18 protein-coding genes, 1 tRNA gene and 2 rRNA genes are annotated in these 25,176 nt (G+C 38.4%); 18 read left to right on the top strand and 3 right to left on the bottom strand.

The window, feature by feature from the left end:
- The first annotated feature begins 167 nt into the window (after window positions 1-167).
- From CLOCL_RS11035 to CLOCL_RS11005, 7 genes are all read left to right on the top strand, one after another.
- A 23S ribosomal RNA gene (locus tag CLOCL_RS11035) occupies window positions 168-3,510 on the top strand.
- Between the two features lie 157 nt (window positions 3,511-3,667).
- Window positions 3,668-3,784, top strand: a 5S ribosomal RNA gene (gene rrf / locus CLOCL_RS11030).
- Between the two features lie 6 nt (window positions 3,785-3,790).
- Window positions 3,791-3,866 (top strand) — tRNA-Asn (locus CLOCL_RS11025).
- Between the two features lie 325 nt (window positions 3,867-4,191).
- Window positions 4,192-5,097 (top strand): stalk domain-containing protein, encoded by a 906-nt coding sequence (locus CLOCL_RS11020; protein WP_014255436.1) that lies wholly within the window; start codon window positions 4,192-4,194, stop codon window positions 5,095-5,097.
- Window positions 5,098-5,268: 171 nt separating this feature from the next.
- The gene (dinB, locus tag CLOCL_RS11015) at window positions 5,269-6,510 is read left to right on the top strand and encodes a DNA polymerase IV (RefSeq protein WP_014255435.1); all 1,242 of its coding nucleotides are present in this window, start codon (window positions 5,269-5,271) and stop codon (window positions 6,508-6,510) included.
- Between the two features lie 141 nt (window positions 6,511-6,651).
- On the top strand, window positions 6,652-6,888 hold the full coding sequence (locus CLOCL_RS11010) for a hypothetical protein (protein ID WP_014255434.1): 237 nt from the start codon (window positions 6,652-6,654) through the stop codon (window positions 6,886-6,888).
- Window positions 6,889-6,918: 30 nt separating this feature from the next.
- A complete protein-coding gene (locus tag CLOCL_RS11005; protein WP_014255433.1) occupies window positions 6,919-7,536 on the top strand; it encodes an SOS response-associated peptidase in 618 nt (205 codons plus the stop codon).
- Between the two features lie 94 nt (window positions 7,537-7,630).
- Here CLOCL_RS11005 and CLOCL_RS11000 read toward each other — a convergent pair whose 3' ends face one another.
- The gene (locus tag CLOCL_RS11000; RefSeq protein WP_014255432.1) at window positions 7,631-8,395 is read right to left on the bottom strand and encodes a MerR family transcriptional regulator; all 765 of its coding nucleotides are present in this window, start codon (window positions 8,393-8,395) and stop codon (window positions 7,631-7,633) included.
- 208 nt (window positions 8,396-8,603) lie between these two features.
- Between CLOCL_RS11000 and CLOCL_RS10995 the strand changes: the two genes are divergently transcribed.
- A complete protein-coding gene (locus tag CLOCL_RS10995; RefSeq protein ID WP_014255431.1) occupies window positions 8,604-9,611 on the top strand; it encodes an HD-GYP domain-containing protein in 1,008 nt (335 codons plus the stop codon).
- A 132-nt stretch (window positions 9,612-9,743) separates the two neighbouring features.
- Here the strand turns inward: CLOCL_RS10995 and CLOCL_RS10990 are convergent, their stop codons facing one another.
- Window positions 9,744-10,952, bottom strand: a complete 1,209-nt coding sequence (locus CLOCL_RS10990) for a cofactor-independent phosphoglycerate mutase (RefSeq protein ID WP_014255430.1) — start codon at window positions 10,950-10,952, stop codon at window positions 9,744-9,746.
- A gap of 190 nt (window positions 10,953-11,142) precedes the next feature.
- Here CLOCL_RS10990 and CLOCL_RS10985 point away from each other — a divergent pair, with 190 nt between their 5' ends.
- On the top strand, window positions 11,143-12,003 hold the full coding sequence (locus CLOCL_RS10985; RefSeq protein WP_014255429.1) for an amidohydrolase family protein: 861 nt from the start codon (window positions 11,143-11,145) through the stop codon (window positions 12,001-12,003).
- A gap of 23 nt (window positions 12,004-12,026) precedes the next feature.
- On the opposite strand, the gene CLOCL_RS10980 is transcribed toward CLOCL_RS10985, so the two are convergent.
- Entirely contained in the window at window positions 12,027-12,356 is a 330-nt protein-coding gene (locus CLOCL_RS10980) for a hypothetical protein (protein WP_014255428.1), read from the bottom strand.
- Between the two features lie 413 nt (window positions 12,357-12,769).
- Between CLOCL_RS10980 and CLOCL_RS10975 the strand changes: the two genes are divergently transcribed.
- The 9 genes from CLOCL_RS10975 (at window position 12,770) to CLOCL_RS10935 (ending at window position 25,138) form a co-directional block, all read left to right on the top strand.
- Window positions 12,770-12,958 (top strand): hypothetical protein, encoded by a 189-nt coding sequence (locus CLOCL_RS10975; RefSeq protein ID WP_014255427.1) that lies wholly within the window; start codon window positions 12,770-12,772, stop codon window positions 12,956-12,958.
- A gap of 200 nt (window positions 12,959-13,158) precedes the next feature.
- The gene (locus CLOCL_RS10970) at window positions 13,159-13,845 is read left to right on the top strand and encodes a response regulator transcription factor (RefSeq protein ID WP_014255426.1); all 687 of its coding nucleotides are present in this window, start codon (window positions 13,159-13,161) and stop codon (window positions 13,843-13,845) included.
- Window positions 13,845-15,362, top strand: coding sequence for a HAMP domain-containing sensor histidine kinase (locus tag CLOCL_RS10965; RefSeq protein ID WP_014255425.1), 1,518 nt, complete (start codon window positions 13,845-13,847; stop codon window positions 15,360-15,362). The genes CLOCL_RS10970 and CLOCL_RS10965 overlap by 1 nt, the downstream gene beginning before the upstream one ends.
- Window positions 15,363-15,487: 125 nt before the next feature.
- The gene (locus tag CLOCL_RS10960; RefSeq protein ID WP_014255424.1) at window positions 15,488-16,936 is read left to right on the top strand and encodes a S1C family serine protease; all 1,449 of its coding nucleotides are present in this window, start codon (window positions 15,488-15,490) and stop codon (window positions 16,934-16,936) included.
- A gap of 327 nt (window positions 16,937-17,263) precedes the next feature.
- Window positions 17,264-18,688: an HD domain-containing phosphohydrolase gene (locus CLOCL_RS10955; protein WP_014255423.1), complete on the top strand. Its 1,425-nt coding sequence runs from the start codon at window positions 17,264-17,266 to the stop codon at window positions 18,686-18,688.
- A 176-nt stretch (window positions 18,689-18,864) separates the two neighbouring features.
- Window positions 18,865-20,328, top strand: a complete 1,464-nt coding sequence (gene glgA, locus CLOCL_RS10950) for a glycogen synthase GlgA (RefSeq protein ID WP_014255422.1) — start codon at window positions 18,865-18,867, stop codon at window positions 20,326-20,328.
- Window positions 20,329-20,454: 126 nt separating this feature from the next.
- The gene (gene nth, locus CLOCL_RS10945) at window positions 20,455-21,099 is read left to right on the top strand and encodes an endonuclease III (protein ID WP_014255421.1); all 645 of its coding nucleotides are present in this window, start codon (window positions 20,455-20,457) and stop codon (window positions 21,097-21,099) included.
- A 55-nt stretch (window positions 21,100-21,154) separates the two neighbouring features.
- The gene (locus CLOCL_RS10940; RefSeq protein WP_014255420.1) at window positions 21,155-23,368 is read left to right on the top strand and encodes a cell division FtsA domain-containing protein; all 2,214 of its coding nucleotides are present in this window, start codon (window positions 21,155-21,157) and stop codon (window positions 23,366-23,368) included.
- A gap of 63 nt (window positions 23,369-23,431) precedes the next feature.
- Window positions 23,432-25,138, top strand: coding sequence for a sensor domain-containing diguanylate cyclase (locus CLOCL_RS10935; protein ID WP_014255419.1), 1,707 nt, complete (start codon window positions 23,432-23,434; stop codon window positions 25,136-25,138).
- The last annotated feature ends 38 nt before the right edge of the window (window positions 25,139-25,176 follow it).

The raw sequence follows: 25,176 nt of genomic DNA, 5'->3' as shown, positions 1-25,176 counted from the left end.
TTTTCTAAGCCCATAGAGCTTAGAGATATGTACCTTGAAAAATATATAATGTCAGATAAAGCAAGATGAGAAGAAAAGAGGGTAACTAGTACAGAAAGAAGTACGTAGTGACTCTTAGGATAAACTCATTAAGATGGTAGAAGGGATTCACAAGGAGAACCGAGGAAGGTCAAGCTACTAAGAGCATAGGGTGAATGCCTAGGCACCAGAAGGCGAAGAAGGACGTGGTAAGCTGCGAAAAGCTGCGGTGAGGCGCAAACAGCCATCGACCCGCAGATGTCCGAATGGGGGAACCCACCTGAGGTAAATGCTCAGGTACTGCTGCATGAATCCATAGTGTAGCAGGGCGAGACGTGGGGAACTGAAACATCTAAGTACCCACAGGAAAAGAAATCAACCGAGATTCCGTAAGTAGTGGCGAGCGAAAGCGGAAGAGCCCAAACCAATCTATAGCAATATAGGTTGGGGTTGCGGACTGGCGAAATGATTCTCTGAGCTTAGCAGAAGTAACCAGGAAAGGTTACACCATAGAGGGTAAAAGTCCCGTATGCGAAAAGTGAGGAGACAGGCCAGGATCCAGAGTACCACGAGGCACGTGAAACCTTGTGGGAAGCAGGGGGGACCACCCTCCAAGGCTAAATACTAACTGGTGACCGATAGTGGAGAAGTACCGTGAGGGAAAGGTGAAAAGAACCCCGGGAGGGGAGTGAAAGAGAACCTGAAACCCTATGTTTACAAGCAGTTGGAGAGCGTTAAGGCTCGACAGCGTACTTTTTGTAGAACGGTCCGGCGAGTTATTGTATGTGGCGAGGTTAAGTACTGAAGGTACGGAGCCGAAGGGAAACCGAGTCTGAAGAGGGCGTAAAGTCGCATGCAATAGACCCGAAACCGGGTGACCTATCCATGGACAGGTTGAAGCGAGAGTAAAGTCTCGTGGAGGACCGAACTCATAACCGTTGAAAAGGTTTGGGATGAGCTGTGGATAGCGGAGAAATTCCAATCGAACTCGGAGATAGCTGGTTCTCCCCGAAATAGCTTTAGGGCTAGCCTCAAGTATGTCTAACGGAGGTAAAGCACTGAATGGGCTAGGGGCCTTACCGGGTTACCGAACCCTATCAAACTCTGAATGCCGTATAGATTTAGCTTGGGAGTCAGACTACGAGAGATAAGTTCCGTAGTCGAGAGGGAAACAGCCCAGACCATCAGCTAAGGTCCCAAAATCACAGTTAAGTGGGAAAGGATGTGGGTTTGCTAAGACAACTAGGATGTTGGCTTAGAAGCAGCCATTCATTCAAAGAGTGCGTAATAGCTCACTAGTCGAGTGAACCTGCGCCGAAAATGTCCGGGGCTCAAACTGTGTACCGAAGCTGTGGCTTGCTGGAGGTTAGAAGTGAGAAGTTAGAGGTTAGAAGAGTGAGAGGAGTATCATGATGATAAAATCGTATAAAGATTTGGAAGTATATAAAGAGTCATACTCCTTAACAATAACTATAATGAAGATGACGCTCAAATATCCTGAGCATGAAAGGTATGAGTTGGTAAGCCAGATAAGGCGAGCTGCGATATCAATACCGTTAAATATAGCAGAAGGATATGGGCGAAAGGAATCTGTATCAGATTTTAAAAGATTTCTAAAAATGACATTAGGTTCGTGTAATGAAGTTGTGGTGTTATTGGATATGAGCAAAGACTTAGAATACATCACAAATGAAGAACACAAAGAATTAGTGGAAAGATATGATGTTTTAGGAAAGAGGATAAATACACTGATACAGAGATGGGAATAATCTAACGTCTAACATCTGACTTCTAACTTCTAGCAGGGGTAGGGGAGCTTACTATGGTAGGTAGAAGCATGACCGGAAGGACATGTGGACGAGATAGTAGTGAGAATGCCGGAATAAGTAGCGAGAGTGAAGTGAGAATCTTTACCGTCGAAAATCTAAGGTTTCCTGGGGAAGGTTCGTCCGCCCAGGGTAAGTCGGGACCTAAGCTGAGGCCGAAAGGCGTAGGCGATGGGGAACAGGTTGAAATTCCTGTACTACCGCTGCTCGTTTGAGAGAAGTGGGGACGCAGGGGGATAGGTCAAGCGAGTGACTGGAAGAGCTCGTCCAAGCGGCAAGTAGAGTCCGGTAGGCAAATCCGCCGGATGATTATGAGCCGTGACGGGGAGGGAAAATATAGTACCGAAGTGACCGATTTCGCACTGACGAGAAAAGCCACTATCGAGAGTAGAGGTACCCGTACCGCAAACCGACACAGGTAGATGAGGAGAGAATCCTAAGACGAGCGGGAGAAGCGTTGTTAAGGAACTCGGCAAATTGACCCCGTAAGTTCGCGAGAAGGGGTGCCTGTGAGAGCAGGCCGCAGAGAATAGGCCCAAGCAACTGTTTATCAAAAACACAGGTCTCTGCTAAATCGAAAGATGAAGTATAGGGGCTGACGCCTGCCCGGTGCTGGAAGGTTACGGGGATCTGTTAACGGAAGTGAAGCAGTGAACTTAAGCCCCAGTAAACGGCGGCCGTAACTATAACGGTCCTAAGGTAGCGAAATTCCTTGTCGGGTAAGTTCCGACCCGCACGAATGGCGTAATGATTTGGGCACTGTCTCAACAACGTACCCGGCGAAATTGTAGTACTTGTGAAGATGCAAGTTACCCGCGACAAGACGGAAAGACCCCATGGAGCTTTACTGTAGCCTGATACTGGGTTTCGGTATTCTTTGTACAGGATAGGTGGGAGATAGGGAAGTGTGGACGCCAGTCTGCATGGAATCGCCGTTGGGATACCACTCTAAGGGTACTGGGACTCTAACCTGAGGCCATGAGCTGGTCTAGGGACACTGTCAGGTGGGCAGTTTGACTGGGGCGGTCGCCTCCTAAAAGGTAACGGAGGCGTCCAAAGGTTACCTCAGCGCGGTTGGAAATCGCGCATCGAGTGCAAAGGCATAAGGTAGCCTGACTGTGAGACAGACAAGTCGAGCAGGTACGAAAGTAGGGCTTAGTGATCCGGCGGTAAGAGAGTGGAATTGCCGTCGCTCAACGGATAAAAGCTACCCTGGGGATAACAGGCTGATCTCCCCCAAGAGTCCACATCGACGGGGAGGTTTGGCACCTCGATGTCGGCTCATCGCATCCTGGAGCTGAAGTAGGTTCCAAGGGTTTGGCTGTTCGCCAATTAAAGCGGTACGCGAGCTGGGTTCAGAACGTCGTGAGACAGTTCGGTCCCTATCTGTCGCGGGCGCAGGATATTTGAAGGGATCTGTCCTTAGTACGAGAGGACCGGGATGGACGAACCTCTGGTGCACCAGTTGTACTACCAAGTGCACAGCTGGGTAGCCAAGTTCGGACGGGATAAACGCTGAAAGCATCTAAGCGTGAAACCCACCCTAAGATGAGATATCCCACCGAAAGGGTAAGACCCCATGTAGACTACATGGTTGATAGGCCAGGGGTGTAAGTACAGTAATGTATTTAGCTGACTGGTACTAATAGGTCGAGGGCTTGACCAAATTAGAAGTTAGAGGTTGGAAGTTGGAAGATGGAAAACTGACAACTGAGGAGAAGAAGAAGGGTTCTGAAGTGAAGACTTAATGAGTGAGAGAGCTTCTTATCTTGTGGACTGACGTTATATATTTTTGAAGGTATATACCAAAAAGTTTATAGATTTCTGGTGGCAATAACGAGAAGGACACACCCGTTCCCATCCCGAACACGGTAGTTAAGCTTCTCAGTGCCGATGATACTTGGATGGAGACGTCCTGGGAAAGTAGGTCGCTGCCAGATTTATATTCCTCAATAGCTCAGTCGGTAGAGCATGCGGCTGTTAACCGCAGGGTCGTAGGTTCGAGTCCTACTTGAGGAGCCAAAAGCCTTATTAGCTAACTGCTAATAGGGCCTTTATTGTACTTAATTTTGTAGAAGCTTATTGCTTATGAGTGAATGAAAATATATTATGGTACATTTGCCTGATGAAACCCATATAATAAAAATTTTTTAAAAAATATAATTTAATCTGTTTATTTTTTTTAAAAATACGATATATAATTTGTGTATTATACTTTATAATTTGTTGGAAAACAGCGGTAGAATTTTTTTACTTAGGTATTACTTTTTATCAATATGTACTGTTGTTTTTGTAAAGCAAGTTATAGAGTAAATTTATATATTTTTCAGAAAAAGGAGATGTGTTTATGAAAAAGCTATCTAAATTATCATTAATTGTTACAGGCGTATTAATAACAAGTTTAGTTACAGTAAGTTCTGTGTGGGCTTATAATGCTCTGAGAAAAGTAGATGCTACTGCTAATGACAACATTAAGATCTATTATGATGGTCAGTTAAAGTCTTTTACAGAAGAAGACGGTTCAAAGATATCACCTGTAATAATAAACGGAAGAACATATTTACCACTCAGAGCTATTGCGGATTTAGTCGGAATAGGAATTGAATGGGATGGAGCTACTCAAACCATCAATCTGTCTTCTAATAAACAAAGTAATAATACTCCGGTTCCGACAAGTGCTCCAAAATCCACCTCTGCTCCGGTATCTTCAAAGAGTAAGGGGACTTTACAAGACCCTGTTAAATTGGGAGAAGCATATTCGTGGTCAGCAAAAGAAGAGTATCTAGATACCATAGCATCGGCCGATTATACTTTTGTTGTTAAAAAGGTTGAACCTATAACAGTTGAGCAGATTGCTGCTCTAGGTTTTAAGACAGATGCAGATGATTATAAATTTGACTATGTTATGGTTACTTGTGAAACATCGGTTTCAAATGCCAAAATTGAGTCAGGAACCTATTATCTAGGTTTACCGTTCTACAGAGATGTATGGGGTTCCAAAACACCTTCCGGACATAGTATAATTGGTGGAACAGACTATGGATTTGAGGGTAGCATGAATGATATGCTGGATGAAGCAACAAAAGACAGTGAAGGATATCTGAAAAAAATTAATGCCGGAGAAGTACATAACTTCAAATACGAAGGTAAGGTTATACTTCCTATAACAAAAGGTCAAGAAAACTACCTGGTTATAGTTAAGGATGAAAGCTTGGATTATTCTGATAAATTTATATATTTCGCTTTGAAATAGACAGTTTGTTCAATAGTAAACGAGGTACAGCTTATATATGGCTGTACCTTATTTATTTTAGGAATTTTAATTTATCATTATACTGGAGAGTGTTTTCATTGAGAGAAATAGCAATAACCACCTTGACATCGAACATATGTTCGTGCTATTCTGGATATAGCAGGTGATGATATGGAAAGAGTTATACTTCATTCGGATCTCAACAGTTTTTATGCCAGTGTGGAGTGCATGAGAAATCCTGAAATCAGGGATAAACCTGTAGCTGTCGGTGGTTCTGTTGAACAGCGGCATGGGATTATTCTGGCCAAAAATTTGATTGCAAAAGGTTATGGTGTCAAGACAGGAGAGGCAATATGGCAAGCAAGGCAGAAATGTCCCGATTTGATTGTTCTGCCTCCCGATTATAAGACCTACCTTTACTTCAGCAGTGAGGCAAGGAGGATTTACAGCTGTTATACAGATTTGATAGAGTCCTTTGGAATAGATGAATGCTGGCTTGATGTTACAGAATCCTGCAAACTTTTTGGAGACGGTGAGCACATTGCCGATGAAATAAGAGAACGAATAAAAAAAGAGCTAGGCATTACTTCCAGCATCGGTGTGTCCTACAACAAGATTTTTGCAAAGCTGGGAAGTGATATGAAAAAGCCCGATGCTACTACTGTTATTACTAAAGATAATTTTAAACGGAGAGTATGGCCTCTTCCGGTCTCGGATTTGCTCTATGTGGGAAGGGCCACGACTAAAAAACTTGTTAATATAGGAATATACACCATTGGTGACCTGGCAAACTTAAATTTAGGTTTTCTTAAAAAACTTTTGGGGAAATGGGGTGAAACTCTGTGGATATTTGCCAACGGTCTTGACACAGTACCGGTTATGAAAAGTGACCAGCAGGGCACTATTAAAGGAATAGGCAATAGTTTGACAACACCAAGGGATTTGGTAAATAATGAAGATGTGAAACTGCTGCTTTATGTGCTCAGTGAAAGTGTATCCGAGCGCCTTAGAAAATATAATTTTAAAGGAAATACTGTTCAAGTGTATATAAGGGACAATGAATTGAACAGCATTGACAGACAGGCAAAACTGAATTTCAGCAGCTGCGTTACGGAAGATATTGCAGACAAAGCTTATGAAATATTTTTAAACAGCTGGAAGTGGGAAAGACCTATTAGAAGTATAGGAGTAAGGGTTACAGACCTGATAACGGCAGATACCTGTGTACAGCTTAGCCTCTTTTATGACGAAAAGCGAAAAATTAAAAAGGAACAACTTGAATACAGTATAGATGAAATTCGAAGAAGATTTGGGCATTATTCGGTTCAAAGGGCTTTGGTATTGAAAGATAGAGCATTGAATGCCAATCCCATTGAGGAGAATGTAATCTTTCCTGTATCGTATTTTAAATAGATGGAATACAAAAGTAGGCTTTACAACATCGTTTGCCTATAAAATATATGAAGGAATCATGCAGTAAAAAACATAAGTTTCCGGAATATTTTTCTTCATTTATATTCCGGTTCATATCACTAAAAATAGAGGTGTTTTTTAGTGGATAAACCAGCTGTGGAAGTAATAGCATATTATAATTTGGATGGAGAAATTACTCCCTTAAGAATCAGAATAGACAATGACAAGGTATATAGCGTAGATAAACCCGGAAAACCTGTGAAGGGCGCATCTTTAAAGATTGGAGTCCAGGGTGTCCGGTATTCGTGTTTTATTGACGGGAAAAAAGCCTATCTTTATCTTAATCATGAAAATAAATGGTTTATTGAGCTGGCATAAATGGTATCATACATATATGAGGTGATTTGAATGTGCGGAAGATATGTTGCTCTTACAGATATTGAGCATGAGGAAATACAGTCCATTATAGATGCTGTGTCTGAAGAATACAGGGCATCGGAAAATATTGCAAGAGGTGAAGTGTTTCCCACAAACATTGCACCGGTGATTTGTGAAGAAAAGGGTAAAATTGTTTTGACTGCTATGAAATGGAGTTATGGACAATATTCCGGAAAGCCTATTATTAATGCCCGGGCAGAAACCCTCAACTCTAAAAGTATGTTTCAAAGTTCCTTTCACCTGAGGCGGTGCTTGGTTCCTGCCAATGCCTATTTTGAATGGAAAAAGGAGGAAGGAAGTAAGAAGAAAACAAAGTTTCAGATATCCATACCTCAAAGTAAAATATTTTTTATGGCAGGCATATACAATGTTTTTAAAGACAATAACGGTAAGCCCTACACCGGATATGCCATAATTACGACAGAGGCCAATCAAAGCGCGGCTTTTGTTCATGACAGAATGCCGGTTATCCTTGAGCCCGGTTCGGAAAAGCTGTGGATTGGGCAGAATTCTGAGAATATTGACTCTTTGATTGAAATGCTCAAACCCTATACTTACAGTGATATGGCGGTAAATGCGGTAACTTAAGGATGAAAGAACGAAATAAAAAAACAGGAGCGGCTGAAAAGTTCAACACTCCTGTTTTTATTTATTTTATACAATAGATGTTTTTGCATGAAGATTATCCCTTCATACCGGTATAGATAAGAATTGCATCCCTTAAAAAAGCAGCAGCACCGGGCTGTACCTTATCATAATAAGCGGTGAATCTTTCGTCATCTACATACATTTGGGCAACGCCTGCATGGGCTTCCTTTGAATAACTGTCCCAGAAGAAGCATAACCATTGCCGGTGCAAGTCGGCGGCTTTTTGAGCCAGTTCACTGGCAGGATCCCCTGTTTTCATTGCTTCTTTTAAGGTGGATAGTATTTCTTCATTCAGCTTTTCAGCTTCAGCGTATTGATGGTAAGTCATATCTTTAAGTTTTTTATTTGATTTATCGACTGTTTCGTTGCCATACTTTTCACGGATTTCTTTTCCGTATTTCTTCTCGTTGTCATCGATTAACTTTTGCTTGAAACCTTCAAATTTTTCTTTGTCGGACATATTGATTCTCCCTTCCATTGCCGCTATTGTCTTATCAATATTGGCAATTAATAAATCGATTTGTTCACGCTTTGCCAGGAGCTTTTTTCGATGTTCTTTGAGTGCATCGCTCGCATTGAAAGACGGAGACGAAAGGATCTTTTTAATGTCATCAAGGCTTACACCGAGTTCCCTGTAGAAAAGTATCTGCTGCAGCATGTCTACTTCGGCCTTTCCATATATACGATATCCTGATGAGCTGATTCTTGCCGGCTTGAGAATTCCAATCTCATCATAATATCTCAGGGTTCTGCTGCTGATTCCTGCAATTTTTGCCAGCTTTTGCACTGTATATTCCATGTTTTTACCTCCTGACATGATTAATATACACCTTTACGTAACGTCAAGGTCAAGGGATTTTTATTAATTTTTAATGGTGATAATGGAATAATATAACAAAAATCTGAAAAATTTTGTTATATTAGCTAGGAAAAATAAAAAAATGTAGAATAATATAAAATTATACGACAAAAAAATAAAACGCTAAAGTAAAATTCGGAGGACATATATGAGGCTTGTTGGGACTAAGTTTTTGAAAGAGGGGCAACAGTTGGCAAGGCCGGTATACACATCCAGCGGCAAAATAATTCTTAATTCGGGAGTTACTCTTACCCAAAGCTTTATCACTAAGCTTGAGCAAATGGGGGTGCAGAAGGTTTATATTGACGATGAGAGGTTCGGTGATGTGGAAGTCAGCGAACCCCTCGATGTTACAACGCGTAATGCCGTTACAAAGGTTCTTAGGGAAAATTACGAAAAAGTACACAATTCAAAAGAAATGGATGAGTACGAAATTAGGGATGCGGCGAAAAAAATAGTTGAGTACACAAGAGAATATGTAGACAGAGGTTTAAGTATTCTTTCTACAGAGGTAAAGGATGAATACGTTATTGAACATAGCGTTAATGTAGCTATAATAACAGCGTTTATAGGCAATAAGATGTCATATAATTTCGGCCAGTTGTGTGATCTGGTTACAGGAGCTTTGATACATGACCTCGGGAGAGAGAACAAACCCGAAGAAAATCCTTTACATACAAACATCGGTTTTGATATTGCACGAGAACATAGGGGATTTAGCCTCCATTCAGTAAAAGTTTGTTATGAACATCATGAAAACTATGATGGTACGGGGTATCCGAGAAAAATCAAGGCTAATGAAATATCGGAATTTTCAAGAATTGTACGTGTTGCAGATTATTATGACAATCTTCTTCATGGATATGAAAAAGACGGTAAATCCATAATGCCGCATGAAGCTTTTGAAGGACTTTTGGCTGTGTCGGGAAAAGTGCTGGATCCTGAAATAGTTGAAAAATTCAGAGATACTATAGTATTTTACCCCAACGGTTGCACAGTTTTGCTAAACAACGGACTTAAAGGAGTGGTGGTAAATCAGAATGTGGGAAGTCCGCAAAGGCCTGTTGTAAGAACATATAACGATAAAGGTGTCATTGGTAATGTTGACCTTTTACGATATCTTACCCTGTTTATCGAAGATATTGTAGCGGTCTGAAAACTAACCTTGATTTAAGTTATTAGCCCCGCATATTTTTTACAATAAACTTTTATGCGGGGCTAAAAAAACTTCTATTAAGTGCGGAACTCTCAATAAAAATAGAGTCTGAAGTTTGATAATATAGGACTTTTAACCTTTCAGGAAATAATCCATTAACTTATATCCTTCGGCAAAATACACCCCGGTGGTCTTTGCCTGTTCTTCACTATAGCTTTCCACACCTGTATCCTTAGGCCTGCTCTTTTGGTACATCAGGAAAGGTACCGGTTCAGAGGTGTGAGTCATCAGGCTGAGAGGAGTGGGGTGGTCGGGAAGTATCATTATTCTATAGTCATCGTATTTTTCCAAACCTTTTAAAAGAGTACCTACTATTTGCTCATCTATAAGTTCTATGGATTTTACCTTGTTTTCAATTTCATTTCTGTGGCCGCATTCATCGGGGGCTTCCACATGGAGATAAACAAAATCCTGTCCCGATTCCAACTCTTTCAAAGCAGCCTGGGCTTTTCCTAAAAAGTTTGTATGGATATTTCCGGTAGCGCCTTCAACTTCGATGTTTTTAAGGCCTGCCAGGATACCTATACCTTTAATGAGGTCAACAGCGGAAATGACAGAACCCTTTATGCCGTATTTTTCATCAAACCTGGGCAAAGAAGGTCTTTTACCTTCACCCCAAAGCCAGATGGAGTTGGCAGGTCTTAGCCCTTTTGCAATCCTTGCCTTGTTGACAGGATGATCTTTCAATATATCATAGCTTTTAACCATCATATCCAGCAAGGGCTTGTTATTTTCACCTTTTGGAAGATAGTCGGCAATCTTTTTGCCGGATATGTCATGGGGCGGAGTAAGCTTCAAACCGGTTAAACCGTTACTCCATATCAGGCAGTGCCGGTAGCTTATTCCGGGATAAAAGCAGAAATTATCATTTTTAAAGCTGGCGTTAACTGCTTCAATCAATTCCTTTGCTTCGGCAGAGCTTATTTCATCCGAGCTGTAGTCAATCATAGTTTTATTTGAATAGTCTTCTTCGTCAGACAGGGTGACAAGATTACATCTTAAAGCCACATCAGTGTCGGATAATTCAAGCCCCATGCTGACAGCTTCTAATGGAGAACGGCCGGTATAGTATTTTTTTGGATCAAAGCCCATAACTGAAAGGTTTGCTACGTCACTTCCCGGAGACAGATCGTCGGGAACCGTTTTAACCATCCCAACTTCTGCGTTTTTTGCAAGAAAGTCAATATTGGGTTTTTTGGCATATTGTAAAGGTGTTTTATTGTTAAGTTGAGGTACGGGGTAATCTGCCATACCGTCACCAAGAATTAATACGTATTTCATATGTACCATTTCCTTCTTTTTAGTATTTTTTTGTAGAATTTTTGACCTTTACATTATAGCAAACTTTGGAGAATGTGAATAGCTGTTTATGTATGATGATTTGAAATGGATAAGTTTTATTTGCATACCGGTTATTATTTAATTATAATATTCCATAAAGCTAAAAATATATTTAAAGGAAGTAATGCAAATGATAGACAGATTTACAGTAGTTGACGGACATGTTCATACTTTTTCTTCCTATGAGGTTGCGCATAAGATAATGACTGCGTTTAACAAAGTGTACAATATAGAATTTACCAACCCCGGGACAGGCGCTATTGATGAAGTGTTGCAGAATATGCAGGAAATGGGAATTGATTTTACCGTAACGGCTAATTTTGCTCCGGCAAAAATCATACATAAAAATAATACCTGGTCCATTGAAATGGCAAGGCAATACAAAAAAATTGTTCCGCTGGTAAGTTTTCATCCCGATATGGAAGAGCCAATGGATAAGCTTATGGAAGAATATGTATCCGGCGGTGCAAAGGGAATAAAGTTTCATCCTATGGCACAGGGCTTTCTTCCCTATGATGAAAGACTGGAAATTATATATAGGATGTGTGAGGAAGTTTCCTTTCCGGTAGTTTTTCACTGCGGACGGGTTTCCAATGCGAGAATCAATAATTATGCCGATATAGAAAATATTGTACCGGTAATAAAAAAATACAGGAAGATACCGTTTATTCTGACTCATATGGCTGACGGAAACATAGGTGATGTGTTTAAAATTGCCGATATGTATGAAAACGTGTACTTTGACACTTCAATAATTATAACCGGCTATCCGCCGCTGCTTGAGGTTAACGAACCCAGTTGGCCGGACAATGAAGTGGTGGAATACGTTATTAAGAAAATAGGAGCCGACAGAGTTGTATTCGGCTCGGATTTTCCATGGGGAAGTCCTAAGCATGATCTGGCACGCTTTATGGAAATGAAACTGAGCGATGCCGAAAAGAGCATGATCCTAGGAGAAAATGCTATTAAAATATTTAAGATAAAAATTTAAAATTAAACTTAATGTATGGAAAACTACAATTTGTTTTCCATACGTTCCCTTCTTCCGACGATATTCCATACCGGTGCCGATTGCGGTATGCGACGGAAGGAGGTTACTCTTATTTTTACGTCAGGATTGCTTTGCATAGCCATAACGGCAGCTGTTAATACTGCAATAAGCTCGTCATCGGATAAATCTTTACCGTTTTTTTGAGATTCTTTATTTTGGGTAACTGTGATGCCATCAAGGTCGGAATTTCCGGATTTGGATTTATTTTTGCCGGATACATAGAAATAGATAAAGGCTACAGCTAATATAACAATTATTCCGATTATAACTTGGTAAAAATTTGCATTACCCATTTTTATTGTCTCCTTTATACAAGAAATAGATTTATTTAAAAGGCAGTTATATGTGTTATAAACCTTAAACATCATGGATTATTTCAGAAATGTCCGAAAGTAAAATATCCACCCAAAGTAAATATATACAGTTTGTATACTGTTAAATTATCATAATGACCGATGTAAGTCAACATCTATCATATATTGCAGAAGATGCAGAAATTAAGGCATAAACGCAAAAAATACCGTACAAATCGTTGCAAAGCTTAAATAGTTTGATTATCTTTAATTAATAAAATATAAAAAAAATAATGTAAAAAAATATAAATAAGTTGTTCACAATATATAAAAATTTGGTATAATCATTTTATATGTTTGTACAATAAACATATTAAAGATAGAAAATAATTTTTAAATTGGGGGAGATATGTATGAAAAAAGATAATATGGAATCCTTTGAAGAAATAAAAACTATGCTTAAAATAATAATTGACGATAACAAGAAAATACTGGAAAGTCTCAGAGAAATAAAGGAAGAACAGAAAAAACTTCACGAAGAAATTAGAATTCAAAATATAGTTTTAAACAGTTTGCCTATACGTACTGAAATAATTAATTAAATGATATTTGGGAAATCTACCTTATAGCAATAATGTAAATGAGCTGTGTCGAAGACATGGCTTATTTTAATATATGCACCTTTTGACGTTGGAGATAAAGGGGAATAATTGAAACCGGGGCCAATATATGTTTACCCCGGCAGAGTTATTTGATAAAATAAGTTTGGAGGATTAAATTAGAGCTTAAGGGGAATGATACTATGAACAACAAGACAAAGGTTTTGGTTATAGATGACGATGTGAATATATGTGAACTTATAAGACTTTATATGGAAAAGGAAGGTTTTGAGGTATTGACAATATACAATGGAATTAAAGCCGTTGAAGCCTTTAAAACCTTTGCCCCTAATATTGTTATTCTGGATATTATGCTTCCCGGTGCGGATGGCTGGCAGGTTTGCAGGGAGATACGAAAAATAAGCAATATACCTATTATAATGCTGTCGGCAAAGGGTGAAACTTTTGACAAGGTATTGGGCCTTGAGCTGGGAGCCGATGATTATATTGTAAAGCCTTTTGAGCCTAAGGAATTGGTGGCAAGAGTGAAGGCTGTACTTAGAAGGTATGAGCACCGGGATATAGATGTGCAGGAAGTTGTATATCCCAATTTGGTTATTAATAAATCGGATTACACATTAAAAGTAAATGGCAATTATTTGGATGTTCCTCCTAAGGAGTTGGAACTGCTTTATTTCCTTGCCTCAAACCCAAACAAGGTATTTACAAGGGAACAACTATTGGAACAGGTTTGGGGATTTGACTTTTATGGAGATTCGAGAACGGTGGATGTTCATATAAAGAGACTGAGGGAAAAACTTGAAGGTGAGAATCAAAACTGGCAGCTTAAGACAGTCTGGGGTGTTGGCTACAAATTTGAGGTGAAATAATGTTTAAGAATCTCTACAGCAAAATTGCAGTATTTTTCATCGGAATTTTATTGGTTATTACCACAATAACAGGAGGAATGTTGTACTTTTTCCTGGGAGACTTTGTTACAGGGGAAAAAGAAGTAGCGCTGGACAATGCCGGTGACAATGTTATCTGGCTGCTGAAAAATTATATTGACATGATTGAAAATCCCATGACTCCTCCCTTTTTGCAGAATATATTGCTGAACAATTTTTATGAAAATTTGAATCTGGTAAGTAAAGACGCAGAAGCATCCATATGGATAGTTTCAAAGGATGGAGAGATAGTTGCCATAGGAAATGAAACATATTTGGACAGGTCGGTAATCAGGAAGCTTGAGAGTGAATCGGGAAGGCTGAGATTGCCCGATGAAAGACAGTACAGCAAAAAAGTAATGCAGGAGGGCCAGGTTGTAAAAGAAGTAGGGGATTTTTACGGATTATACAAGGATACAAAAGTCAGCTGGCTTACCATACAAAAACCATATAAATATAAAGGGGAAATTCAGGGAGCCATATATCTTACCAAGAGAATACCCGAAATAAACAAGGCACGGCTGACGGTTTTCAAATTTTATATTATAGCAATAAGCATAGCGGTTGTTATATCTGCACTGCTTGTCTATATTTTTTCGTTGAGACTTACAAAACCCCTTAAGCAGATAAATAATGCGGCAAAGCAAATAGCAAACGGCGAATTCAATAAGCGGCTGGAAATAGCATCGGAAGATGAAATAGGACAATTGGCCAAAAGCTTTAACAATATGGCTGTAGCCCTTGAAAATCTTGAAAATATGAGAAGAGCATTTATAGCAAATGTGTCCCATGAACTCAGGACACCCATGACTTCCATACATGGATTTATTGAAGGAATTTTAGACGGTACCATCCCGCCGGAGAAACAGAGGGAATATCTGTCAATAGTCAGCGAGGAGACAAAGCGATTAAGCCGGCTGACCAATGATCTTTTGGATCTTGCCAGGATGGAATCGGGAGAGATTAAACTTACCTTTGTTACCTTTAACATTAACGAATTGATAAGAAGATGTATAATTAAACTTGAAAATCAGATTATATCCAAGGACATCCATATAGAGGCAAATTTTTATGAAGAACCCACTTACGTATATGCGGATAAGGATTCTATAGAGAGGGTTATTTTAAACTTGCTGCACAACGCTGTGAAGTTCGTACAGGATGGTGGGCAAATAAAAATTGAAACGGTAAAATCAAAGTCTAAAGCAGTGATATATATCAAGGATAACGGTATTGGAATAGACAGTGAAGAAATAAATATGATTTGGGACAGATTTTATAAATCGGACAAGTCCAGAAGCAAGGATAAAACAGGTACAGGGCTGGGATTGGCAATTGTTAAGAATATTATAAACGAACACGGACAGGAAATTAATGTGGAGAGTGAAATAGGAAAAGGAACAGTGTTTTATTTTACCTTAAATTTGTCAAAAGAAGAATTTGAAAAAGTAAATAAGTGATTGTTAACAAATTATTCATAACTTTTTCAAATTCGGCTTATATAATAAAATTAAAAGTTGGGAATGAAATAAAAAAGAAAACAAAAAATGAAATAAAAAAAGTTTTATGAAAGGAGAGATGAGTTATGGATTACAATGAAAACAGAGATTATGAAATGAACAATTATAATGAAAATAACGAATATCAGATTTTTAATGAGCATGAAATGAACAGTATGGATTATGAATCCAACAATTACAGCGAAGGTTATGACAGCTACAGTCAAGGGTATAGTGAGAATTTGACTTCCGATGATACCCAATATCAAAAAAGCTACGACTTAAAAGAGGCATCCTTCTATACCGAGAGTTATGTTAAGCCTGAAAAGAAGAAAAAAGGAATACTGGGCCAGTTGATATTGGTGTCGGTAATCAGTTCCCTCTTAGGTGGTGCTACAGTGGGTGCTTTCCTGACCGTTGGAGTTCCGGCACTGCGTCCGTCAATAAATTCGTTTTTAAACGAGGTGGGAATTAGCACTCCTAATAATTCGAATGAGTTGCAGAATGCAATAAACAATGGGTCTTTGGATGCAGGAAGCTATAAAAAAGTAGTAATCGAAAACTCTGATTCTGCGGTAGTGGCTATTGCAGAGAAAGTCGGACCTTCAGTTGTAGGTATCAGTGTAAGTTACAGATCACAAGCTTTTATATTTGGAGGAGTTCAAGAAGCATCTTCCTCAGGTTCGGGAATAATAATCAGAAGCGATGGATATATAATGACCAATAACCACGTTATTTCAGAGGCAATGCAGGGAAATACACAGCTAAAGAACGGTGCGAAAATTGAAGTAATTTTACCTAACGAATTGGATAATCCATATACTGCTACTGTAATCGGAAGGGATGCCAAGACAGACCTTGCGGTTTTGAAAATAAACGCAACCAATTTACCGGCTATAGAAATGGGTGACTCTGACAAGATAAGAGTAGGAGAGCTTGCTGTTGCAATCGGTAACCCCGGCGGACTTGAATACATGGGTTCAGTGACAGTGGGAGTAATCAGCGGACTTAACAGGTCAATACCTTTGGATGAATCCAACGAACTTAAGCTTATACAAACCGATGCTGCAATCAATCCCGGAAACAGCGGAGGAGCACTTGTTAATGCTGAAGGAAAACTGATAGGCGTAAATACTGCAAAGATTAGTGGTAACGGTTTCGAAGGATTGGGATTTGCTATACCTGTCAACAAGGCCAAGGAAATTGTAAACGATCTGATTGAATATAAATATGTAAAAGGAAGACCGTCCATAGGTATATCGGTTAACCTGTCCTTTAACGAACAGATCGCAAGGAGATATAATGTACCGGCCGGAGTATTGGTAGAAGATGTAGTGCCTTTAAGCGGTGCTTATAAAGCAGGAATAAAAAGAGGAGATATCATAACAAAAGTTGATGGCGTAGCTGTTAAGACTTATTCGGAATTGGAGCAATTGAAGAACAAGCATAAGGTTGGAGAGACGATTAAACTTGAGATTTACAGGGATGGTACAACTATTTCAGTAGATGTTGTATTAGGTGAAGATATGGGATAATATCAAATAAAGTGTCAAACGAGTTCGGATAATATGAAAGAGAGCAGTTAATGCAGTTTGAGCCTCTTTAACTGCTCTTTTTTTATTTTGGATTATTTTTAAAATTAAAAGATAAGAATTATGAAGGATTTTGGTTTGATGTGTAGAATAAGTAAAGTATAAGTAAAAAAATTGTTAAATTTACTTGCTTTTATCTTTTTCAAACAGAGGAACAGAGAAAAAAAGTTGGATGTTTCTTAAGTTTTATTTGCGGGGAGAAGAGAATAGGTTTTAATTTGAGACGGAATTAATGTATTGTTATTGGTTGATTTTATTTGGAGGTATTGTATGCTGAAAAGATCCCCGGTCATTGAATATATAAATTATATATTCGGTTTTATCATATTGTTTCCGGCTTTAATCATGTTTGCTTTCACAAAATCTTTAACCTACCTTTTATTTATCCTTTCATCAATTGTTTATATTGCAATTGTCTGTATTCTTATATATTGCAAACGAAAAGATGTACAACTGAAATACAGTATGGACGATTATAATGAGCTGAGCGAAATTGTTCGGCAACAGAGAGAGAAGATTGAAGAAATAGAGGGAGAATTGATTTCTCTTCATGATGCATTGAAAATTATCACTTCGACCTTCGATTTGAATACTATAATTGTATATACGACTAAATTGCTGAACAAATACACAGAGTGCGAATGGTACTATGTCTGTTTTATAAATAAAAATATGGGAAAACCGGATTACAAGTATGAATACGGTGAAGCATGCTCTGCCGAGATTGACAAAAGCGAGATTGAGAAATACATTGATGAAGCTTATAATAGCGGCATTATAGACAATATACAAGTTGTTTCGGATAAGAATAAGGGAGATACGATCATTATACCTCTTTCGGTTTCGAAAGAACTGATAGGTGTAATTTATGCCGGAACTTCAGTTGTCGGCAGATTTTCGAAGATTAACCTGAATTTTTTGGAGAGCCTGGCTAATTTTACTGCTATAAGCGTTAAAAATGCCGAGATGTATAACAATATTTATCATCAAAAACAGGAAATCGAGGCATTGTATGAGCAGGCAGCGGCAAGCAATGAAGCCCTTAATGCTTATATTAAAGAGCTGGATGAGACCAAAGTTGAGTTGGCAAAGAAAAATGTTGAACTCACAAAATTTTACAATGAAATACAGTACGGTTATCTTCAGACGGTTATGTGCCTTGCAAACTCCATTGAAGCAAAGGACCCGTATACCAGAGGTCACTGTCAGAGGGTTATGGAGATTTCCTGTGAGTTGGGAAGGGCAATGGGATTGAGTGAGGATGATATAGAGGATCTGAGATATGCGGCAATACTTCATGATATAGGAAAAATCGGAATTTCAGCTTCAATATTAAACAAACCGGGAAAGCTTACTGAGGAAGAGTTTAATGAAATAAAAAAGCATCCGTCCATTGCATATAATATACTGAAAGATGTCGATTTTTTAAGAAATGGTTTGGATGGGGTGCTGCAGCATCATGAAAGATACGATGGAAAGGGTTATCCAAATGGACTGAAAAAGGATGAGATATGTATATTTGGAAGAATACTCTGCGTTGCCGATGCCTTTGATGCCATGACCAGTGATCGACCTTACAGAAAGGGGATGTCTATGGAAGATGCCATAAAAGAGCTGGAAAGGTGTAAAGGTACTCAGTTTGATCCTCAAATTGTGGATGTCTTAATATCAATGGTTCAGGAAAAAATGAATTGAGTTAGATTGTTCAAAAAAGTTGGTAGATATAAATTAAAACATCAAAGCTGTTTTATATAAAGAAATTATAAGAAATGGTCTAATATGACAGATATAGATTTTAAAACTATTGAAAATTAGGGTTATCTATGTTAATTTAGTTTAGTCCATCTAAATAGTTATAGTGGAGGTATAAAATGGCAAATAAAGATAGATTGAAAGTGTTATTTGTTTCAGTTGAAGTGGCACCATTCGCTAAAACCGGTGGTTTGGCAGATGTAGCCGGTTCACTTCCTAAGTCCCTGGTTTCTATGGGACACGATGTTAGAATTGCAATGCCTAAATTTCAGCAAATAAAGACTGATATGAAATATGTAACCGATTTTCCCGTAACTTTAAACAACAGGAAAGAAACCTGTATTGTTCGGGAAGGCGAAATTGCTTTTAAGTATAATAATGAGAACTTGAGCGTGCCAGTTTACTTTTTGGACAATTATCATTTGTATGATAGAGAAGGGATATATTGTTATTATGACGATGCCGAAAGATTTGCATTTTTATGTAAAGCAGCTCTTGATATGCTTCCTAAGATTGAATTCCAGCCGGATATAATACATTGCAACGATTGGCATACGGGCCCCATTTGCATGCTTTTAAACGAGAAATATAAACAATATCCTTTTTACAGGAATACGAAAAGCATATTTACCATTCACAATCTTGAGTACCAGGGCCATTTCCCAAAAGAGGTATTGTGGCTGTTTGATGTTGGAGAGGAAGTTTTTACGCCTGAAAAAGTTGAATTCTACGGTAGATTTAACTTTATGAAAGCCGGACTGGTGTATGCCGATATTATAAATACTGTAAGCGAGACCTATGCCAAGGAAATTAAGACTCCCCAGTATGGTGAAATGCTGGAAGGAGTGTTGATTAAAAGATCAAAGGACCTTTACGGTATTGTGAACGGTATTGACTATGATGTGTTTAATCCCAGTGAAGACCCGAGGATTGTTAAGAATTATGATGTAAATTCCATCGAGCTTAAAAAGGAAAATAAATATGCCCTGCAGAAGGAAATGGGGCTGCCGGTGAAAGATGTGCCTGTGATCGGATTGATATCAAGGTTGTCAAGCCAAAAAGGTCTGAATCTCATAATGGATGAAATAGACGAAATCATGAAAAACGATATTCAGTTTGTGCTTTTAGGCCAGGGTGACGAGTACTATGAAACGGGATTTAGGAAAATACAGGAGAAGTATCCTAAAAAAATGGGAGTTTACATCGGTTTTAATGCGCCTTTGGCTCAAAGAATTTACGCCGGAAGTGATTTGTTCCTGATGCCTTCACGATTTGAACCCTGCGGTTTGGGTCAGCTCTTCAGTTTGCGCTACGGTACCATTCCTATTGTAAGGGCAACCGGTGGATTGGCTGAGACTGTTTTTGATGTTGAAAAATATGGTGAAAAAGGTAACGGATTTACCTATACGGAATTTTCATCAAAAGAAATGCTGAATACCATAAACAGGGCACTGAAATTCTATAACACCAAGCCTGAGGAATGGAAAAAACTTGTCAGGAGAGCTATGAGCATCGACAATTCGTGGGATAGGTCTGCAAGAAAGTATTTGGAACTGTATAGAAAATTGGTTGGCATAAAATAATTTATAAGCGGTATATGAAAAGTCCGGATGAATTCGGACTTTTTTCGTATACATTTAATTAACAAAATTTGTTATACAAATTAATTATTGTTTTGATATAATAAGAAGGAAGAATGGAGAGTTCTTATGGACAAGAAATCTAAGGTTATTGAGATAATAAAAATTTTCGATAAATTATACAGTGATGCCGATTGTACTCTTGATTACAAAGATCCGCTTCAGCTTTTGATTTCAACTCAATTGGCTGCCCAGTGTACCGATGCAAGGGTTAATATAGTTACACAGTCATTATATAAAAAGTATAAAACTGTTTATGATTTTGCCAACGCAGATTTAAGTGAACTGGAACAGGATATTAAACCTACAGGTTTTTACCGCAACAAAGCCCGTAACATTAAAGAAACTTGCAGAATCCTAATTGAAAAATTTGACGGTAAAGTTCCGGACAATTTGGATGATTTACTCACTTTGCCCGGAGTGGGCAGGAAAACGGCAAATCTTGTTTTGGGCGATGTATACGGCATTCCCGGAATTGTTGTAGATACCCATGCCAAAAGGCTTAGCAATCGAATTGGCCTTAGCAAAAATGAAGACCCGGTAAAAATTGAATATGATTTAATGAAGATAGTTCCAAAGGAAAGATGGGGTAAATTTTGTCATCAGTTGGTTTACCATGGCAGAGCTGTATGCAATGCCAGAAAACCTAAATGTGAGGAATGTGCCATTTTAAACTACTGTGATTATGGAACTGAAAGGATTTCCAAAGGATAACCCATTATAATGAAAACGTTTAATAAAAGTTAATATACAAAAGCGAGGGATACTGATGTCTGCTAAATCCAGCAAAAGCAAAATCATTGATAAAGCAGCTGACAAAGCAAAGAATAGCAGTTTAAAAAAGGATACCATAAATCAGGAAGATATAATATTTGCATTGGACATAGGTACAAGAACGGTAATCGGAATAGTGGGTGTGCAGGAAAAGGACAAATTTAAGGTAATTGCCTCAGAGATTGTTGAGCATAAAAGCCGGTCAATGTTGGACGGTCAGATTCATGATATTGAAGGTGTTGCCCTTGTTGTAAAGGAAGTTAGAGAACGCCTTGAAAAAAAACTGGGGATGAGTTTGTCGAAGGTGGCCATTGCAGCAGCAGGAAGAGTATTGAAGACTTGTCAGGTACATGTTGAGCGTGAGTGTGATTCCACAAAGGAGATTGATCTTGAACTGGTAAGCAGTTTGGAGTTGGAAGGTATTCAGCGTGCTCAGGCGGTATTTGATGACGAAATATCAAAAGAGGAAAGAACTCGGTTTTATTGCGTTGGATACAGTGTGGTAAATTATTATCTGGATGATTATGTTATTTCTGCCCTGGCAGGGCATAGAGGCAAAAAGGTTGGTGCCGATATATTGGCTACTTTTTTACCCCATGCTGTAATTGACAGCATGTATACCGTTATGAACAGGGTAGGGCTTGAAGTGGTCAGCCTTACTCTTGAACCGATAGCAGCGATTAATGTAGCAATACCCAAAGATTTGAGGCTGTTGAATCTTGCATTAGTTGACATTGGTGCCGGTACTTCCGATATGGCTATTACAAGAGACGGAAGTATAATTGCCTATGGGATGATTCCCATAGCCGGAGATGAGATTACCGAAAAAATTGCACATCATTATCTTGTCGATTTCAACACTGCTGAAAAGATTAAAATATTATTGAGTGAGAAGAAAGACAAAATAGCTTTTACCGATGTTTTGGGCATTAAGAGAACTGTTGAAACTGCCGAGGTGATGGAGGTAATAAAACCGGCAGTGGAATTGCTTGCCCAGACGGTGGCCGAAAAAATTCTTGAATATAATCATAAAGCTCCGAATGCAGTATTTCTGGTTGGCGGGGGAAGCCAGATTCCGTGCCTTACCGAACTGATAGCTTCAAAATTGGGATTGACTGATGACAGAGTGGTTGTCAGGAGAAAAGAGTTCTTTTCGAAGGTCAAAGTTAGCAGTAAAAAACTTGCAGGACCGGATGCCATTACTCCCATAGGTATTGCTGTTACGTCACAGATGCAGCGGGGGCATGATTTTATAAGTGTTGCAATAAACGGGCAGAAAGTCCGTCTGTTTAATTCAAAGAAGCTTGTAGTGGCGGATGCACTTGTTTTAATCGGGTTTAACCCTAGAGATCTAATTGGAAAGAACGGTAAAAACATTGATTTTGAATTAAATGGGGTAAGAAAGACGGTAATGGGTGAAACGGGAAACAGTGCCCAAATATTCGTTAATGATAAACCGGCAAATCTTGAGACAGTTCTAAACAATGGAGATGATATAAAAATACTGCCGGCAGTGGACGGTGCAGATGCAAAAATAAAAGCATCGGAACTTGTAAAAGATATCTCTGTGAGAAGAATCTGCTTAAATGGTGCTCAAATTACTTTGGAACCTAAAATTTTCATTAACGGAAAATCAGCAGATATCAATGAAAACATTCAAAATGGTGATATTGTAAATATTGAAGAAATCATAACAATGGGTGACCTGATTAAAGTATGTGAAATTGACCCTTCGGAATTTGATATAAAAGTTAACGGAACAGAGGTACCGCAGGACTATATTTTAAAAGATTCCGACGAAGTGGAATATATTTCTAAAAAATTTAAAAAAATTGATGTGGATTATAACATTGATATTAATAATAACGACAATAACGACGATTATTATATTGAAGATGAAATCGAAACTGCAGAAAACAATGAAAGTGACTCAAACTATGGGAATATGGACTCTTATGCAGAAGAGGCAAAACCAAGAGATGTTCTTACCGGAGAGAATTGTTTGAATATAATTGTTAACGGGGAGAATATGTCGATAAAAAACAATAATGATTCCAAATTTATATTTGTCGATATTTTTAACTATATTGATTTTGATTTGTCAAAACCTAAGGGGAATATAGTATTGAAGCTAAATGGCAAAAATGCAGCTTTTACCGATATTGTGAATTCCGGGGATGTTATTGATATATACTGGGATAAAAATTAGTCTGCTAAAACTTTAAAGCCTTTATGAATTAAATACCATACCAGCTGTAAGGGAAGTGAGGCCGTGAAAAGAATTAAAAAATATGAGCAAATCTATATTAATCTGTCCTGGATATTTATTACAATGGCCTTGTGTATAGAAATTATCTGCGATTTTTTTTACATTAACAATCTGCAGTTTCACCAAAAATCTGTTTACAGGCTGGTTTTTATATTTGCACTGGTTTTGTTGAATTTATTGAAACAGCTGGCAATAAATAGAGATTTGTTTACTAACAATGTTTTATACTGGGGACTTAGGGCTTTAGAGATAATCACGATAACCTTTTCATTGAGATTTCTGGAATTGGGTCAACTGATTTATCCTTTTATGTTTGTTATAATACTTTTGGCTGCTTGCAGAAGGTCAAAGAAGGATGCGTTTTTTATAGCGGTCTTTATAATGGTGAGTGACCTTATTTTCAGCCTATTATATTGCTTCATTTATCAGAAGTCACAACTGTCAATTGTCGAGCAGGGCAGACTATTGATAAATGTAATTGTATACTTTCTAATGTTCATATTTTCCATAATATACGGAAGTATATCTGCCGATGAAATCGAGAAGGAAAAGAAAAACAAAGAACTGTATAGTGAGTTGGAAAATAAGATAAGGCAATTGGAAACGGAACAGCAGGAAGCTAAGCTTCAAAATGAGAAACTTAAAGAAACCAATTATAAAGTTGAAGAAGCCAATAAAAAACTGAGGGAAAGTATTGCTGAATACTACACCGTACAGCAGATTACACAGGCAATAAGTTCGATTTTTGATGTAAAAGAGCTTTTAAAACACGTTAATGATATAATAATTGGAGTAATGGGAGTTAACAACTCCACCATAGTATTGTATGATGAAAAAAAAGACCGATTGAGAGTTCATACAACTAATGTATCCAATAGGGATGAACTTATTGCGCTTTTTGACAATATAAACTGCGATGCTTTAAAAGATGTTCTTAAAAGCAAAAAGCCACTTCTGGAGAATTTTGTCGATTCCAAAGAATATCCATTTACTGAGGATAGAAATGTAAGTTCATTGATTTGTGTCCCCCTTGTCACGAAAACGAAAAATTTCGGGCTTGTATTGGTTGAGCATAAATACTTTAATGCTTTTGATGAAGATAATCTGCGCCTTCTCAACATTATCGGACAGCAAGTCAGTATTGCCCTTGAAAACGCTGAATTGTACGAGAAAATGCATGAAATGGCCACTGTTGACAATTTAACAGGGGTCTACAACCGATTGTACTTCCAGGAACGGCTGCAAAAAGAGTTTGAAAATGCGCAAAAGGAAGGATACAGCCTTTCTTTGGCCATATTTGACATTGATCATTTTAAGCGTTTTAACGATACCTTCGGACATCTCTTTGGAGATAAGGTTTTAAAAGATATCAGCAATATGTTGAAAAATTCTCTGCGCAGCGGAGATATTATTGCAAGATACGGCGGGGAAGAATTTGTAGTATTGTTCCCCAGAACAGGGTTGAAAGAGGCCTATGACAAGGTTGAATCGTTAAGGGAGAAAATTGCCAAAACAGTTATCCGGGATGAGTTGGTCACTGCTTCTGTTACGGTGAGTTTTGGTCTTTCATCCTATCCCGAAATATCATCAACCCAGTCGGAGCTTTTGAAAATGGCTGACAATGCCTTGTATGATGCTAAGGCAAGCGGAAGAAACTGTGTAAAAATTGCAAATACCGATATATCCAGTGTTGTGGATTCAAATGTCTGATTTAGTAAATAACATTCTTAAGTCATAAATCTCTAAAC

It is taken from the genome of Acetivibrio clariflavus DSM 19732 (assembly GCF_000237085.1).
In the GTDB taxonomy this organism is placed as follows: domain Bacteria; phylum Bacillota; class Clostridia; order Acetivibrionales; family Acetivibrionaceae; genus Acetivibrio; species Acetivibrio clariflavus.
The sequence above is the reverse complement of the archived record's forward strand: the minus strand, read 5'-3'. Positions and strand labels throughout refer to the sequence as shown.

What these genes read in the sequence shown, in the direction of transcription:
- CLOCL_RS11020 (WP_014255436.1), top strand. Translation starts at nt 4,192, where the DNA reads ATGAAAAAGCTATCTAAATTATCATTAATTGTTACAGGCGTATTAATA.
- dinB (WP_014255435.1), top strand. Translation starts at nt 5,269, where the DNA reads ATGGAAAGAGTTATACTTCATTCGGATCTCAACAGTTTTTATGCCAGT.
- CLOCL_RS11005 (WP_014255433.1), top strand. Translation starts at nt 6,919, where the DNA reads ATGTGCGGAAGATATGTTGCTCTTACAGATATTGAGCATGAGGAAATA.
- CLOCL_RS11000 (WP_014255432.1), bottom strand. Translation starts at nt 8,395, where the DNA reads ATGGAATATACAGTGCAAAAGCTGGCAAAAATTGCAGGAATCAGCAGC.
- CLOCL_RS10995 (WP_014255431.1), top strand. Translation starts at nt 8,604, where the DNA reads ATGAGGCTTGTTGGGACTAAGTTTTTGAAAGAGGGGCAACAGTTGGCA.
- CLOCL_RS10990 (WP_014255430.1), bottom strand. Translation starts at nt 10,952, where the DNA reads ATGAAATACGTATTAATTCTTGGTGACGGTATGGCAGATTACCCCGTA.
- CLOCL_RS10985 (WP_014255429.1), top strand. Translation starts at nt 11,143, where the DNA reads ATGATAGACAGATTTACAGTAGTTGACGGACATGTTCATACTTTTTCT.
- CLOCL_RS10980 (WP_014255428.1), bottom strand. Translation starts at nt 12,356, where the DNA reads ATGGGTAATGCAAATTTTTACCAAGTTATAATCGGAATAATTGTTATA.
- CLOCL_RS10975 (WP_014255427.1), top strand. Translation starts at nt 12,770, where the DNA reads ATGAAAAAAGATAATATGGAATCCTTTGAAGAAATAAAAACTATGCTT.
- CLOCL_RS10970 (WP_014255426.1), top strand. Translation starts at nt 13,159, where the DNA reads ATGAACAACAAGACAAAGGTTTTGGTTATAGATGACGATGTGAATATA.
- CLOCL_RS10965 (WP_014255425.1), top strand. Translation starts at nt 13,845, where the DNA reads ATGTTTAAGAATCTCTACAGCAAAATTGCAGTATTTTTCATCGGAATT.
- CLOCL_RS10960 (WP_014255424.1), top strand. Translation starts at nt 15,488, where the DNA reads ATGGATTACAATGAAAACAGAGATTATGAAATGAACAATTATAATGAA.
- CLOCL_RS10955 (WP_014255423.1), top strand. Translation starts at nt 17,264, where the DNA reads ATGCTGAAAAGATCCCCGGTCATTGAATATATAAATTATATATTCGGT.
- glgA (WP_014255422.1), top strand. Translation starts at nt 18,865, where the DNA reads ATGGCAAATAAAGATAGATTGAAAGTGTTATTTGTTTCAGTTGAAGTG.
- nth (WP_014255421.1), top strand. Translation starts at nt 20,455, where the DNA reads ATGGACAAGAAATCTAAGGTTATTGAGATAATAAAAATTTTCGATAAA.
- CLOCL_RS10940 (WP_014255420.1), top strand. Translation starts at nt 21,155, where the DNA reads ATGTCTGCTAAATCCAGCAAAAGCAAAATCATTGATAAAGCAGCTGAC.